This is a genomic window from Massilia atriviolacea (assembly GCF_003953935.1).
Taxonomy (GTDB): Bacteria; Pseudomonadota; Gammaproteobacteria; order Burkholderiales; family Burkholderiaceae_D; genus Telluria_A; species Telluria_A atriviolacea.
The window spans coordinates 1-15,384 of the sequence record NZ_RXLQ01000038.1; the positions used below are offsets into that span (position 1 = coordinate 1).

At 66.6% G+C, this 15,384-nt stretch carries 9 protein-coding genes; 5 read left to right on the forward strand and 4 right to left on the reverse strand.

The window, feature by feature from the left end:
* Window positions 1–348 precede the first annotated feature (348 nt).
* The 3 genes from EJB06_RS31075 to EJB06_RS31085 all read right to left on the reverse strand — a co-directional run bounded on the left by EJB06_RS31075 (window position 349) and on the right by EJB06_RS31085 (window position 4,805).
* Entirely contained in the window at window positions 349–1,965 is a 1,617-nt protein-coding gene (locus EJB06_RS31075) for a carbamoyltransferase family protein (RefSeq protein ID WP_229427376.1), read from the reverse strand.
* Window positions 1,966–2,127: 162 nt separating this feature from the next.
* Window positions 2,128–3,540 carry a hypothetical protein gene (locus tag EJB06_RS31080; protein ID WP_126077902.1) on the reverse strand — a complete coding sequence of 471 codons (1,413 nt, stop codon included), beginning with the start codon at window positions 3,538–3,540 and terminating at the stop codon, window positions 2,128–2,130.
* A gap of 2 nt (window positions 3,541–3,542) precedes the next feature.
* Window positions 3,543–4,805, reverse strand: coding sequence for an SPFH domain-containing protein (locus EJB06_RS31085; RefSeq protein ID WP_126077903.1), 1,263 nt, complete (start codon window positions 4,803–4,805; stop codon window positions 3,543–3,545).
* 216 nt (window positions 4,806–5,021) lie between these two features.
* Here EJB06_RS31085 and EJB06_RS31090 point away from each other — a divergent pair, with 216 nt between their 5' ends.
* The 5 genes from EJB06_RS31090 (at window position 5,022) to EJB06_RS31110 (ending at window position 14,906) form a co-directional block, all read left to right on the forward strand.
* Window positions 5,022–5,702, forward strand: a complete 681-nt coding sequence (locus tag EJB06_RS31090; protein ID WP_126077904.1) for a response regulator transcription factor — start codon at window positions 5,022–5,024, stop codon at window positions 5,700–5,702.
* Complete coding sequence (locus EJB06_RS31095; protein WP_126077905.1) at window positions 5,703–7,802, forward strand: sensor histidine kinase; 2,100 nt, start codon at window positions 5,703–5,705, stop codon at window positions 7,800–7,802.
* 73 nt (window positions 7,803–7,875) lie between these two features.
* On the forward strand, window positions 7,876–10,983 hold the full coding sequence (locus tag EJB06_RS31100) for a hypothetical protein (protein ID WP_126077906.1): 3,108 nt from the start codon (window positions 7,876–7,878) through the stop codon (window positions 10,981–10,983).
* Complete coding sequence (locus EJB06_RS31105; RefSeq protein WP_126077907.1) at window positions 10,980–12,626, forward strand: SWIM zinc finger family protein; 1,647 nt, start codon at window positions 10,980–10,982, stop codon at window positions 12,624–12,626. Before EJB06_RS31100 ends, EJB06_RS31105 begins: the two co-directional genes overlap by 4 nt.
* Window positions 12,627–12,989: 363 nt before the next feature.
* Window positions 12,990–14,906: a reverse transcriptase family protein gene (locus EJB06_RS31110; RefSeq protein ID WP_126077908.1), complete on the forward strand. Its 1,917-nt coding sequence runs from the start codon at window positions 12,990–12,992 to the stop codon at window positions 14,904–14,906.
* A 21-nt stretch (window positions 14,907–14,927) separates the two neighbouring features.
* Here the strand turns inward: EJB06_RS31110 and EJB06_RS31115 are convergent, their stop codons facing one another.
* On the reverse strand, window positions 14,928–15,287 hold the full coding sequence (locus EJB06_RS31115; RefSeq protein WP_229427377.1) for an immunity protein Imm33 domain-containing protein: 360 nt from the start codon (window positions 15,285–15,287) through the stop codon (window positions 14,928–14,930).
* Window positions 15,288–15,384 lie beyond the last annotated feature (97 nt).

Below are 15,384 nucleotides of genomic sequence, written 5' to 3' on the forward strand. Positions count from 1 at the left end.
CAGGCCACTTCTTGCGAAGCGCCTATATTTCTTTTGTGTGAACATTTGATAATTTAAGTATTCAAAGACCTAAGTCTTTGGCACCTTCATCAAACGCCCACACTTATCGACTGTTAATTGTTAAAGAACTTGTTCGGTACTGCTTCTGCCGTTTGCTACGAAGCGTTGTGTTCGTTGCAGCAGAGAGGTGAGATTATGCAGCGTTTCGCGTTTCTCGTCAACCCCTTCTTTACCACCGCGTCTCTTTCGGGACGGCCCTCACAGTGCGCTAACTACTTGATTTCGTTAACCGTTTCTGNTGCCCGCTTGGCAAGGCGTTTTATACGGCCCGCTTTCCGGTGCGTATTTTTACAACGCATGCCCATCTCGCTTACACAGCAGAAAAGGCGGCATGGCCAGCGCATGGATCGGCGTGCGCCGGAAAGTCTCCACCGCCTCTGCCGGTGTCTCGACGATCGGTTCGTCGCGGCGGTTGAACGAGGTGTTCAACAGCACCGGCACGCCCGTACGCAATTCGAACTCGTGCAGCAAAGCCCGCAAGAGCGGATCGTCATCCGGACCGACCGTCTGCAGGCGCGCCGTACAGTCGACATGCGTGACCGCCGGAATAATCCGCGCCGCCCGCTCGCGCACCGGGGCGGCATATTGCATGAACGGAACCGGCCCCGACACATCGAAAAACGCTTCCGCCCGCTCGAGCAGCACCATCGGTGCCAGCGGACGAAACCATTCGCGCTGCTTGATCTGCGCGTTGATATCGTCGCGCATCGCGCCGATGCGCGGGTCGCCGAGAATGCTGCGGTGCCCGAGTGCGCGCGGCCCAAACTCGCTGCGCCCCTGGTACAGCGCCACCACGCGCGCCTGGCACAGCAGGTCGACCATGCGCGCGCACAGGGCGGCATGGTCGTCGATGCGCTCGACCAGCACATCGGTGCAGCCCTGCGCGGCGGCCTCGACCTGGCCCATCGGCGGTTCCGGCCCCATATAGTCGCTGGTCCAGCGAAAATCGCAGGATGCCCCACCCAGCTCGGCCAATCCATACAAGGCGCAGCCGATGGCCGTGCCGGCGTCGCCCGGCGCCGGCGGAATGAACACGCGCCGGAACGGCGTCTCGCGCAACAGTCGCTCGTTGGCCGAGCAGTTCAGGCCGGTGCCGCCCGCAAAGCACAGGTGAAGCGCGCCCGTCTTCGCATGCAGCCAGCGCGCCACTTCCAGCAGCGCCTCTTCGAACGCCCCTTGCCCCGCAGCGGCCAGGTTGGCGATGTCGGCAAAGCGCGCGTCATCCGCGCCGCCATAGCGAAAACGCCCGCGCTCGGCGAACAGCTCGCGCCAGCGCTGGGGAATCGTCACCTGTCCCTCGCGCACGTCGAGCGGGGGCAAGCGCAGCGCGCTCGCCTTGCCGTGCGGCGCCAGGCCCATTACCTTGCCTTCGTTCCCTTCGCCCGGAAACATCGCCTGCGTCAGCAGGAAATAGAACATGCCGAGTCCCACCGGCTGGCGTTCGTCGCGATTCCACAGCTGCTTGCCCAGACACGCCACCCGCTGCCGGTCGGCGCGGTAGAACGAAGCCACCTCGCACCAGTCGCCCGGCACGCCGGACGCGCCAGCCCAGGTTTCGGTGACATCGGCCACGCGGCTGCCCTGGCCGTCAATGATCATGACGGCGGCATCGTCGAACGGCGAAGGATGGAACGCACTATATAGATGCGCAAGATGATGCGAGATGCGCGCACGCCGCCAGCCGGGCGCCAGCACCAGCGCACTCGCCAGCTCGCGCTCGTACTCGGCGACCCGCGCGAATTCGGCATCGCACGAGTAGCATTCGACCAGGATATCGATGGGGGCGTCGAGCCCGGGCAGGCGCCGCGCATAGATGTTGCGGATGTCGTCGACCCGGCCCCAGTGATGCTTGTGCCGCGTCAGGCGCTCCTTCTGAATCGCCCAGGCCAGCTCGGCCCCGTGCATCAGGCAAATACTTGCATCCTGCGTCCGGTTAATGCCAAGAACGACAGGCGCACCGGCGCCTCCGCTTTGCGTCACTGACTGCTTCCACATGATGCCGCCTCCGCTCCAGGAAGTGAGTACACTTCATTGGAGCGTCAAGCGGCACGGAAGTTCAATATCGATTCAGCGCAGGCTCAGGGTCTGGCGTTTCCATGCGGGATCTTGCCAACGGTAGAAGCCGGACAGCGCATCGGGCCGGTCGGCAGTCTTTTCCACCGCCAATGTCCCGATGTCGACAATCTCGAACGCCCGCTTGATGCGTCCCTCGATGCGGGCTTCGCGCGCCACCAGCACCTTGGGCGACCCCGGCACCCATCCCGCAAACTCGGCATACCCCAGGGTCGGCTCGATCGGCGCCGGCGGCAGCACATCGATGCGCCAGCCTCCCGCGCCGCGATGAAACAGCCACAGTTCGCGCCAGCCGTCGAGCGGCTGCACGGCCAGCGCCAGCGCGTTCGACTGCGCATTGGCGCGCGCCGACGCGTTCCACACGATGCCGTAGGTGCAGCGCGTGGCCAGCGGTGCGCGCGCGTCGTGCTGCGCGTCGACCAGCAGCACGCAGGTTTCGCCCGGCTGGCCGGGACGCGTCATTACATTCAGGCCGGCTGGCGCGGCGACAGGGGCTTCGGCCGCCCAGCGCACGCTGCCCGCGCGCACCGCCGCTTCGGCGTAGGCATTGCGGTCTTCCTCCGCCAGCTCGTTCTTGTTTACGCTGGCCAGCTCCAGGATGGCGCGCCTGGACGCATCCGCCGGCGACGCATTCTTGCGCGCCAGCTCGAAGGCGATCGAGGACCACACGCCCGCGCGCCGCGCATACACGCGGTTGCGCACATGCTCCGGCAAGTCCTTCACGTCGACCTTGTCGAGCACCTCGGCGCGCCACTGGTCGAAGGCGTTACGCTGCGCCACCCGTAGCGCCGGATCGATGCATTCGTCGCGCGTGAGCCCCAGCGCCGCCGTGGCGCGCTGGGCCGGCGTGGACGCCATCGCCAGCACGCGCCGGAACGCGTCGCCGTCGTAGCACAGCTGGATCGCGCCGTCGCGCTCATAGCTGCGAATGACCACGCCGTAGTTCGCCACCACTTCCAGGTGCGCCGCCACGACCGCCTCGCTGCGTTTGTCCAGACGCGAGGACGCGCGCCGCGCCAGCCGTTCGGCCATGCTGCCGAGGGCATCGAACACCTCGGCGTCGATGGCGTCGGCCGGCGCGGCCTTCAGGAACGCCGCCGCGTAGCCGATGCCCAGCGCCTCAGCACCCGGCGTGTCGCGCACGAAGCGCAGCACCGACTTCAGTTCCGGCGCGGCCGCCGGCGCCAGGTCGATCTGGCGCACATGGGCCATGCGCACATAGCCGGCCCGTTCGCGCCGGTGGTCGTAGACCTGCAGGTAATCCATCCTGGCGCCGCGGATCTCAAGGCTGTCGCCCTGCCACAGAACGGCTTGGGAAGGCGCCGAATCGCGCGGCGCGGCGCGCAGCTGCATCTCGTCGCGCGTGACGATGGCAATCGCCGCTGCGGCGGTAAGGGTAGCGAACATGCTTATTGTTCTCCGGTTTCGGTATCGGCGTCGGGAGCGGCCGCCAGGGCCGCTGGCGCCGGCGCGCCCTTGCCCTGTCCCAGCAGCGCGGCGCCGATAAAGCCGCCATCGGTCGGTGGCGCGGCGATGATCACCGAGACCTTGTCCGACAATTTGTCGGCCATGGTTTTCTGGATCAGCAGCGGGTGGCGGCTGATGACGGCGCCGTCGCGCTCCATCTGCGCGGTGCTGACCTTGCCGACCACTTCCTGCCGGTACGCTTCGGCGTCGGCCAGCTTGCGGCGCGAATCGGCTTCGCCGGCCGCTTCGATCACGCGCGCCTGCGCCGCTCCTTCGGACGTCTTGATGCGCGACGTCTTTTCGGCTTCCGCTTCCAGCCTGCGCTGTTCGATCTGCTTCTGCTTGAACGGCAGTACGTGCGCCATGGCCTGTTCCTGCGCCTTGGCGGCGATGATCTGCTCGTTGCCGGCCGCTTCGGCCGCCTTTTCGCGCTTGATCTTGTCGGCGTCGGCTTCGAGCGCGGTCTGCTTGACCTGCTTCTCTTTCAGTTCCAGCGTGTAGCGCATCTTCTCGGTCTGCAGTTCCTCGGCCAGCAGCGTTTCCATGCCGGCCATGTACTCGCGCGGCAGCGTGATTTTGCCGATGGTGACGTGGCGCAGCAGGATGCCGTCGGCCGCCAGCTTGGGTTTGAGTTCCGCCTCGATCACTTGCTGGATCTCGGCGCGCTTGCTCGAAAAGATCTCGCGCACCGTGTAGCGCGTGACCACCTTGTAGATCACGCCCTGCACCGCCGGGTCGATCACGGCCGTGCGGATATCGTCGGGCAGGGTCTGCGCCACCGTCACCAGCTTCGCCGGATCGATCGCATAACGCACGCCCAGGTCCACGCCCAGCGCCAGCCCTTCGACCGACTGGTAAGGCTGTTCGCCGCTGCCGGCCGCCTTGTAGATCTGGTCGAGCACCGGCAACTGGCGCAGTTCATGCACGCCGGGTATCAGCACCACGGTGCCGTCGCGCACCACGGTCGCCGCGCCGCTCAACTGGTTGATGCGGATGCCGACGTTGCCACGTTCGATCTTTGCCACGGGCGGGTGCTTGACCAGCAGGTAACCGGCGCCGCCGAGGGCGCACAGCGCCAGCACGCTGCGCAGGCCCGGACGCGGCACCGCGCGCGCGCCGGAACGCACCATCGAGCCGGCGCCCGCTGCGCCCTTCGCGAACACTGCACGTACCGCCAACACCACCTTCTTGATCCGATCGGACATTTGCCTCACCTTTTCAGTTGTCGGGTCCTGCACCCGCATGACCCTGAGGCGTATCGTGCGCGTCCTGCGGTGGAAGTATCAATCCTCCCGCCGGGCCAGAAACCTCACCGCGCGGAGCTTCGGTCGCGCCGCGTGAAGAAAAGCTCACAGGGGCCGTATGACTTTTCGGCCAAAAGCGAGGATACTGGCACCCTCACCAACCAGGAGGAGCAGCACATGCCCAGAGTGGCCGTCATCGAGGACGACCTCCCGACCAGTAAGCAGCTGCGCAGCTGGATCGAGGCGGCCAAACCGGGCATCGTCGTCGACCAGTGGTTCAGCCGCGACGAGGCCGAGGCGGCGATCGCGCGCGAACGCTACGACCTTGTGGTGCTCGACATCGAACTGGGACGCGAACGCCATGCGGGCGTCGCCATCATCAACGCCATCAACAAAAAGCACGCGACCCCGGTGCTGGTGGTGTCGGCCATGCCGGCCACCATCTACCGCAGCATCATGAAGGCGCTCGACGCCTGGGACTACCTGCAAAAAGCCACCTTCGAGGAAGCCGACTTCACCGATACCTTCCTGGAGATCCTGCGCGCGGTCAAGGAACGCGACAAGCCTGCCCTGGACGCCGACGAACTGGCAATGGACCCGCTGCGCCAGCGCTCGCCCACCTGGCGCGGCCAGCGCATCAACCTGCCGCTGACGGCGCAGCGCATCCTGGCGGCCCTGTTCGCGCGGCGCGGACAGGTCGTGTCGTACGAGGAGCTGTACGACGTCGTCAAGAGTGGCCGCAACCGCGACAACATCCGCAAGCACGTGAGCACCATCCGCGACGCCTTCCGCGAAATCGATCCGGCCTTCGAATGCATCGAAAACGTACCGATGCGCGGCTTTCGCTGGGCCGACTAAATGACGCCGCGCCGGCGCTGGTTGGTGCCCTACCGCCTGCGCATCCTGCTGCGCGCGGCATTTTTCCTGCTCGCTCTGGCGACCCTCGGCCTGGCCGTGTCGGTACTGCAGCAGGAAAAGCAGCTCAGTTACGCCAACTACCAGGCCAGCTTCCGCAAGACCGGGGAACAGATCGGCGCCACCCTGCGCCATCCGGCCGGCCAGCTCGCCCTGCTCAATCCCTCGGCCGGCGCCGCCGCGCCGGGCCTGCGCCCGCTGCTGCTGCCCTTCCCCGCGCTCGATTTCGACGACCAGCAAAAAGTGCAGCAGGCGGTGGCCATGTCGGGCTGCCTGCGCCAGTTCGGTCCCAGCGCCAGCCTGTGCGCGGCGATCGGCAACAACCCCTGGGCCGGTGGCTTCATCTACGTGGCCGGCAATGTCGACCTGGCGCGCCTGGTCTCGCACCGCAGCGGCGACGAAATACTGAACCAGTCGCACCGGGTGCGCGTCACGGTCTCCCTGCGCGGGCGCACCTTCCAGTGGATCGCGCCGTTCGAGGAAGATCCGCGCCAGCCGGGCGGCCCGTACGCGCCCCTGCGCGGACGCCTGACCGGCTTTAACGCGGCCGACGAGGGCCGCAAGCACACCCGCCCGGTGCGGGACTTCCGCGGCTGGATGTGGCAGAACGCGCAGTGCAACGAGCCGGCCGCCGGCGCCGATCCCGGCACCTGCCTGCGCAACGCCTTCTTTTCGGTGCGCCTGCCGGTCAGCGTGCTGCAGGAAGACCTGTTCGGCAGCGACAGCACCAGCGAGCGCAAAACCTGGCCGCCGCGCGACCTGGACAAGATCCGCGTGAGCGTGGTGGTGCTCGCGCCCGGCGCGGATGCGGTGGTCCTCGACAGCGACCAGGCCAGCGCGGCGAGCGGCTTTTCGCTTGCCGACCTGGCGCCCATGCTGCTGCCGGGCGAAACCCTGCGCATCGACAAGGTCGCCGCCCCCGCAGGCAGCGCGCCCCTGATCACGCTGGCCGGCGCCAGCGATGCCGAAGACGCCTCGCAGCACTTCCTCACTGCCCTGATCCGGCGCCTGCCGGTCGACACCTACGATACGCCGCTGGCCGCCACGCACCGCATCGCCACGCCGCTGGGCAGCTACGACGTGGTGCTGGCGGGCGATGTGCGCAGCGTCAGCCAGAGCCTGGGCGTGGTGGCCAGCCGCATGTCCTGGTTCGTCGGCGCCATGCTGCTGGCGCTGATGCTGGCATGGCTGGTGATCGAGATCGGCATCATCAGCCGCATCAAGGAGCTGATCGAGCGCGCCGATTCGGTGGCGCGCACCGTCAAGGAACGCAGCGACGCCTCGCAGCCCGACCTGTCCGACCTGCGCGGCGACGATGAACTGGGCGTGCTGGCCAGCTGCCTGCACGACCTGCTGCGCCGGGTGCGCGAAGATGTCGAGCGCGAAGCCATCCGCACCGAGCAGGAACGCGACATGTGGCATGCGGTCGGCCACGAGATCATGTCGCCGCTGCAGTCGCTCATGGCGCTGCACGGCACCGATGGGGGAAATGAGAATCCGAGCGTGCGCTACGTGCTGCGCATGCAGCAGGCGATCCGCGTGCTGTATGGACGTGCCTCGCCGAGCGAGGCATTCCAGTCGACCGTGCTGCAGGTGGCCGACATCGACCTGGCCGCCTTTTTGCGCAACGTGGCCGCCAACGCGCCCTGCGCGGGCATCACCGACGTGGTGTTCCACGGCGCGCCGCAGGCGGTGCCGGTGCGGGCCGACGAATACTCGCTGGAAGACGTGGTCACGCATGTGCTGGTAAACGCGCAGCGCTACCGCCTGCCCGGCACCAGCATCGACATCACCCTGGACGCCAGCGAAACCAGCGCCAGCGTCACCATCGCCAACCGGGGTCCGCGCATCGCCGACGACGTCATCGGCACCATTTTCGAATACGGCGTCTCGGACCAGGAAGAAGCCGGCGCGCACGGCAACCGCGGACAGGGACTGTTCGTGGCCCGGACCTACATGGCCAAGATGGGCGGCACCATCGTCGCCAGGAACCTCGACGACGGCGTAGCCTTCGTACTTACGCTGCAGCGCGGCGCCGCCTGACATTTGATGCCTGATTTACAAGTAGTTCTGCTCCGGGTTACTATTCATCCCTATTCAATCATGGGCAGACGCGGTGAGACTGATTCGTACAATCCGCCTGGTACGCAGGCAAAAACACAGCGCGGTCCAATGCGAAATCGACCTGTGCGAACTGCCCGAGGGCGATGCGCGCTATCTCGTCAACGTGCGCCAGGGGCGCAGCGGCGAGGATTGGCGCGAGCGCACGCGCACCGCGCAGCCGGTCGACCTGGCCACGGCGGAACGCGTCTTCGCCGAGGTGCTGGCCGAACGCCAGGCGCAGGGCTTCACCGATGCGGCGGCCCTGCCGCCCGCGCAGGCGGACGATATCGTCCCTGCTGCGCCGATTGACCCCGAACGGCGCGCGGCCGACGCCGTGCTGCTCGGACGGCTCGACCCCGGCGTCTGGCGCCGCACCAAGGATCCACAGCGCGCGCGCACCGTGTGGCGCATCGGCGAACGCCGCCTGGCCGCCGTGGTGCCGCTGATGGTCAGCCTGATCGGCGGCGGCTCCACGGCGCTCGACTACTGCCTGGCATGGGCTATCGGCCGCTGCGGCGACAGCGGCGCCTCGCAGGCCATGCTGGAACTGTCGACGCGCGGCAGCTCGGACGCCGTCCGCCGCATCGCCAGACAGGCGTGGCTGCTGTTGGCAGATGAAGCGGAACTGCGCCGGCATGCCGACCAGCTGGCGGCCAATTGGCCCACGCATCTGCGCGAGGCCTGGGCCACGCGCGACCAGCAAGCCATTGCGCAGCTGTGCGCACAATCCGACCGATGGGGCACGTTATCCTTGTCGGACTGGCTCGAACAGCTCGACCAGGTGGCGCTGGCCGATCCGCTGGCGCGCGGCATCCTGTTGGCGCAGTTGCGCCAGGTCCCGCTGCGCGCGGGTACCTTCCGCGCGGTGCGGCATATTTACAAGGCCGCCGAGATGCGCGAAGACGGCGAGCTGTTCGGCCTGATCCACCAGCGCTTCGAAACCACCCCGGCCCAGACATCGAGCAGCTATGTGCGCCTCGACCGCAAATGGGTGCCGTACGCCGACATGGCGGCGCGCCCCGACAGCACCGTGGCCTACAGCACGCGCACGCGCGCCTACCTGCTGCTGCGCGGCTGGCGCAAGCTGCGCCGCCTGGCCCAGGATGGCGACCCGGCCTACGTCGGCATGGCGACCGGCGCCCTGCTGGCCATGGAAGACGCCGACGCCGGCCAGCCGTACACGCGCGAAGGCCGCTACTACATGCGCGGCGACCGCACCTATGACGCCTACAGTCACTGGACCCTGTTCAACCGCATGCTGCGCAGCCGCGGCGCATGGACCGGCACCCGCAATGGGCGCAGCTGGTTCCAGGTCGGCCCGATCGCGCCGTCGACAGGCCGCGAGGAAGCCTTCCCCGCGCTCTGGGATGCGCGTCCCGGCGCCTTGCTGTTCCTGATGCAGCGCAGCCGCTGCGAGGGCGTGCACGCATTTGCCGCGCGCGCGCTGGCCGACAACGCCGCCTTCTGCGCCCGCCTGTCGCTCGACGACCTCGGGGCGCTGCTGCGCAGTCCCTACAGCGCGACCGCACGCTTCGCATTCGACTTGTGCCGCCAGCGCTTTGCCGACGGCATCCCCGAAACACGCTGGCTGCTCCTGCTGCTGCAATCGAGCCTGCCCGAGGCGCGCACCTTTGCGCTGGAATGCATCAGCCGCGCGCCCGACCACTATTGCGCCGATGCCCTGCTGGTCGCCACCCTGGCCTGCTCGCCCGACGAGGCGGTGCGCCGCCAGGGCCGCATGCTGTGCCAGTGCGCGCTGGCCCTGCCCGGCCAGGCCGACGTCATCGTGCTCCTGCTGCTCGACTGGCTGGACAACTGCGGCGACCTCGATCAGGCCGAGATGGTCGTTCCCGACATCGCCGCCGACCTGATATGGCTGCTCGACCGCCCCCTGCGCGCGGCCGCCGCGCAGGCGCCGTACGCGCGCGTACTTGCCCTGCTGGGCCACCGCCTGGCGAGCGTGCGCATCACGGCCGGCGAATGGCTGCTGCGCCATGCCGAACCGGCCGATGCGATTGCGCCGGCGACCCTGGCGGCGCTGCTGCAAGAGAGCGACGCCGGCGTGCGCGCGGTCGGCATCAAACTGTTCAGCGCACTGCCGGAGCATATGCTGACGGGTCAGGCGCTGCTGTTCTCGGTGTTCTGCACCCATCCGGATGCGGATGTGCGGCGCGCCATCGACGGCGCCCTGCAGCGCATCGCGCCCCTTGACGCGACCTTCCGCGCCACCCTGCTGCCGCTGCTGCTCGACACCCTGTTCCACAGCGAGCCGGCCGAAGGCGTGCACGCGGACCTGATCGCGTGGATCCTGGGACCGCTCAACTCGGGCGCCGATCATCTCGACCGCGCGCTGCTGGTGCGCCTTCTGTCGGCGCGCAGCAAGGGTGCGCAATTGCTTGGCGCGCAGATGCTGCCGCGCTTTGCCAATACCGATTTCAGCGTGGCCGAATGGGCGCAGTTCGGACGCAACGAGAATGCCAGCGTGCGGCGCTGGGCCTGCGCGGCCTTTACCGAACACGCAGGCCAGGTGCGCAGCCAGATGGAAGCGGCGCTGCGCCTGCTCGACAGCACCTGGGACGATACCCGCGCCTTCGCGCGCGAATTCTTTACCACGCAGTGCACGACCGACGACTGGACGCCGGCGCTGCTGGTCAGCCTGTGCGACCATCTCGACCCCGAAGTGCAGCGCTTCGGGCGCACCATGCTCATGACCCATTTCGACGTCGCCGACGTCACCGAATACATGCTCAAACTTAGCCAGCATCCGTCCGCCAACATGCAGCTGTTCGTCAGCGGCTGGCTGGCCAGTGCCAGCGCCGGCGACCTGTCGAAGCTGGAACGCCTGGAACCGTACTTCCTGAATGTGCTGTCGCAGGTGAACCGCGGGCGCGTGACGAAAAACCGCGTGCTCGAGTTCCTGCGCGCACAGGCGCACGTGTCGGAAGCGATCGCCGCCTTCGTAGCGCGCCTGTTCGTGCGCCAGGTGCTCACCGTCGCCATCGCCGACAAGGCGCAGTACATCGAGGGCCTGCGCGCGATCCAGGAGCGCTTTCCGGCGCTGCCGGCGGCGATGACGATCGAGCCGCCGCGCGCGCACGCGAACCTGCGGGAGCCGCAATGAAATTCGAATACCGCTACTACGGCGCCAGCACCGTCAGCAACAGCGCCTCGAGCACCGAGATGCGCTTTGCGCCCGATACCCTGCGCCCGCCGACCCATTTCGTCGCGCAGCTGAACAAGCACATTCCCTTCCGCGAAGCCATCTCCGCGCTGCACGACGTGGTGGTGGCCGACCAGCGCTACCAGCCGCCCGACAAGACCGCCTACCTGGCATGGCGCGCGCAGAATGAAGACCCGGCCCTGGCCGAGCTGATCGACCGCAATGCGGACCTGCGCGCGCGCATGGCGCCGCTGAGCGAAGAGCTCAAGGAACTGCGGGCCAAGAAGAACCTCATCCTCAAGCCCTTCCAGGCGGCGCAGGCCAAGTATTTCGACTATATATACAAGGCCAATTTCGACGCCTGGGTGGTGCTCGACCCGGTCATCACGGTGCACCCCGACCGCGTGTTCTTCGAGTGCTTCAGCCGCGACGAGTCGAGCTACGCCTCGCTCAGTTGCAGCCACGAGGTATTCGACCGCGTGGGCGACTTCGCCTGCGGCACCACCAATGTCGATTATTCGGAAGGCCTGTACGGCGAGTTCCAGAAGATCCGCGACTACAAGACCACCCGCCTCGCGATCGATCCGAGCGGCTTCCAGGTCGCCACGGCCGGCGACCCGTCATTCAAGGAAGAGAAGATCGACGTGCCCGAAACCTGGGTACGCGGCTTCCTGCAGGTGAGCAGCGCGATGAACCTGCCGGCGCGCCGGCTCGATCTGCATCCGATGGATGTGCATAATTTCTGTCATCTGTTAAGACGCAAGAAGGAGCGCGTCGGCCCGCGTTCGATCCGCTTCGTGCTCACGCCGGGAGAACCGGTGCGCGCGCGGTTCGAGCCCTGGAACGATGAACTGGTGTGCCGCCGCTCGATCTACCAGGGCAATGCGGCCGAAGAGATCCGCATCTGGGGACGGCGGCGACTGATGCTGCTGGAACGCCTGATTCCGGTGGCCCACAGCTTTACCGTGCACCTGATGGGGAGCGGCATGCCGAGCTTCTGGATCGCCAACCTGCCCGACATGCAGCTCACGCTCGGCCTGTCCGGCTGGACCGCCAACGACTGGGCGCGCGCCGGCCAGTTCGACCTGCTGGCGCCGCGCGGCGATGTCGACGACGACAGCAAGTCGCGCATTTTCGCGGCGCTGGGGCAGCGCTGGTTTGCCACGGCGGATCAGCTGGCGGCGGACACCGGACTGGCGCGTTCGTTGGTCGAAAGCGCGCTGACGTTGTACACGCAAGCCGGACGCGTGATCTACGACCTGACGCAGGGCGTGTACCGCCTGCGCGAACTGTCGCGCGAGCCCTTGCCGCTGGACGTGCTGCGCTTTGCCAGCGCGCTGGAAGAAAAGGCGGCGACCCTGCTGGCGGTGCAAAGCCTGAGCGAGCAGGCCAGCGAAGCCCTGCCCGACGGCGGCCTGCGCCTGCGCGCGCGCAGCAAGGAAAACGGGCGGCCCTACCAGGTCATGCTGCGGCTCGACGCCGACCGGCGCATCGTCGACGGCAGCTGCGAGTGCAATCACTACACCCAGAACCGCATGCACAAGGGACCGTGCGTGCACATGCTGGTGCTGCGCATGGACCAGTCCAGGCGCGATGCCGCGTAAGCGCGGTACACGCACTTTTACTAAACCAGGAATCAAACCAATGCTTGAGGAGCCCGGAATTCACCTGTTATACTCGCATCAACAAGCACGGTGGGATGGCTCTTGCAAACCGGACGGCGGATCGCCGTCCTCGTTGTCAGCTCTTCCCACGCGTCACTGGCACGCTCTTCACTGTGCCGTACCTGCACCAGTAGCGCGACACGGTGTGGCTTCCCTGAAGCCGATCAGCGCTACTGGTGCGGTACGGCGTCGAGTGGAGCGCTCCAGTCCTGCAGGCCCTTCGATGATTGTCCCGCCGTGCTTGTGTAGTTTGCGTTTTACCGACAGTGTTTTCCGTGGTGCTCTTCGCGAGACCAGGACACGATGACTTCTCCTACTCCCTCTCCCTCCGAACTGACGCGCGCGCAGTTGTACGAGCGCATACGCAACAGCTCCAAAGAAGAAGTCGTGCTGACCGAGATGCAGCGCCTTGGTTTCTGGCCGGCCGACAGCGGCAAGCCCTCAGTGGAGGCGGACCTGATCCGGCGCGAAACCGAACTCACGCAAGCCTTGCAGAAGCTGGGCAGCGAACTGCATCACCTGCAAAATCCCGAGGCGGCGCTGCGCATGCTGCGCAAGGAGCGCATGGCCAAGGCCAAGGCGCGGCGCGAAGAAACCCGCCAAAAGCGCGCAAAAGCACGCTTCGACAAGGCGCAGGTCTGGCACCGGCGGCGCGAACACGAGGTGCTGTATCTCGGCGCGGGCGTCTCGGGCGGCCTGAATCACGCCGACAGCGACGCCGGCAAACTGGCGGGCCTGGCGATGCCGGTGCTGCACAAGGCCGAGGAGCTGGCGCAGGCAATGGGCATCACGCTGTCGGAGCTGCGCTTCCTGGCGTTCGAGCGGCGCGTCTCGCGCATCAGCCATTACCGCCGCTTCGCGATGCCCAAGAAAACCGGCGGCGAACGGATCATTTCGGCGCCGATGCCGCGCCTGAAGCGCGCCCAGTACTGGGTGCTCGATAATATCCTCGCGCGCGCGCCGCTGCACCAGGCGGCGCATGGCTTCGTGCCGGGCCGCTCGATCGTCAGCAATGCGGCCCCGCACGTCGGCCAGGCGGTCGTCATCAATCTGGATCTGAAGGATTTTTTCCCGTCGATCGGCATGGCGCGCATCAAGGGCGTGTTCGCGCAGTTGGGCTACAGCGAGCAGGTGGCGACCATCCTGGCGTTGCTGTCCACCGAAGCGGCGACCGATCAGGTACGCATCGATGGCGAGACGTTTTTTGTCGCGCATGGCGAGCGCGCGCTTCCGCAGGGTGCGCCGAGCAGCCCCGCGTTGACCAATATCTTGTGCAAGCGGCTCGATGCGCGACTGCAGGCTTGCGCGGCCAAACTGGGGTTTCGCTATACCCGCTATGCCGACGACCTGACCTTTTCGGGTGATGCGGACGCGCGCAAGCTGGCCGGCAAACTCCTGTGGCGCGCCAAGCAGATCGTCATCGACGAAGGATTTACGCCGCATCCCGACAAGCAGCATGTGATGCGCGATGCGCAGCGGCAGATGGTGACCGGGATCGTGGTCAATCAAAAGCCGTCGCTCGAACGCGAGACCTTGCGGCGTTTTCGCGCCACCCTGTTCCAGGTAGAGAAGGATGGACCCGATGGCAAGCAGTGGAACGGCAATACGAACGTCATCGATGCGCTGGAAGGCTATGCGCAGTTCATCCGCATGGTCGATCCGGCCAAGGGTTTGCCGCTGCTGGTCCGCGTGCGTGCCGCGCGGGCGCGCTGGGGAGCGGGCGGCGCGGAGATGAAGCTGTCGCAGTCGAAGCGCAGCAGCGCCTTCCGGGCGCTGTCGGCGCAGGGCAAGGCACCGTGGGACGGATGGTGGCAGGCCACCGTGGCGTCCGCGCCCGTGCTGGAAAAGACGGCCGCGCAGCTGGCCGACGAAAAGAAGGCGCGCAAAGCTGCCGAGGCGCCGGCGGCGCCGGTCGACTTGAACAAGCGCTCCGGCGCCGCTACCCGTGTTGTGGCGCCGGCCGCAGCGCGTGCGCCACTGGTCGGCGAAGCGCCGCAGCCGCAGCCTTCTGCCGGCAAGTCCGAGAGCGATAACAGTCTGAAAGTGGCGATCGCCGTGCAGGTAGCGCTGGTGTGCGCTTTTGCGCTGGCCACCCAGCGCGTGCTGCCGTCCATTTGCATGGCCGTGATCGTGTTTCAATCCGCGGTTTTCCGCAAGCCGCGCTGGGGATGGTTTATCTTCATCGTGCTGGTGTGGAGCGCGATCACGCTGAAGTGGTAACAATGCGCGTGGTCGATGAAGCTATGCGGGCGTGCCCGGTTCATACCAGACGTCTTCATAGCCTTCATCGTCGATGATGAAGTTGTAGCCTGGCGCCAGGGCGAGATACGGCAACACCTGGGGCAGCAGTTCGGCAAGGTGGCTCTGGTGAACCGGCTTGTAGAAATCCGCATCCTCCGAGTGGTCGCCGCCGTAGATGTACCAGCCATCCACGCCATTTTCCGGCACAACGCGGACACCCCGGATCGGCATCAGGTGAAACGTGCCCAATGCCAGTCCCGCCTTCATGCCGGGATCCGGGAAGACGATGGACGAGCCATACTTTTCGCACACCGCCGCCTGGCGATCCTGGATGGTTTTACCGCCGATCTGCGCATCCATTCCGTGTGTTCCTCGCAAAACCAATTTTTGAACGAAAAAAAACCCCGCGGCACACAGACCAACGGGGTTTTTCTCTTATAACTAGCCTGACGATAAC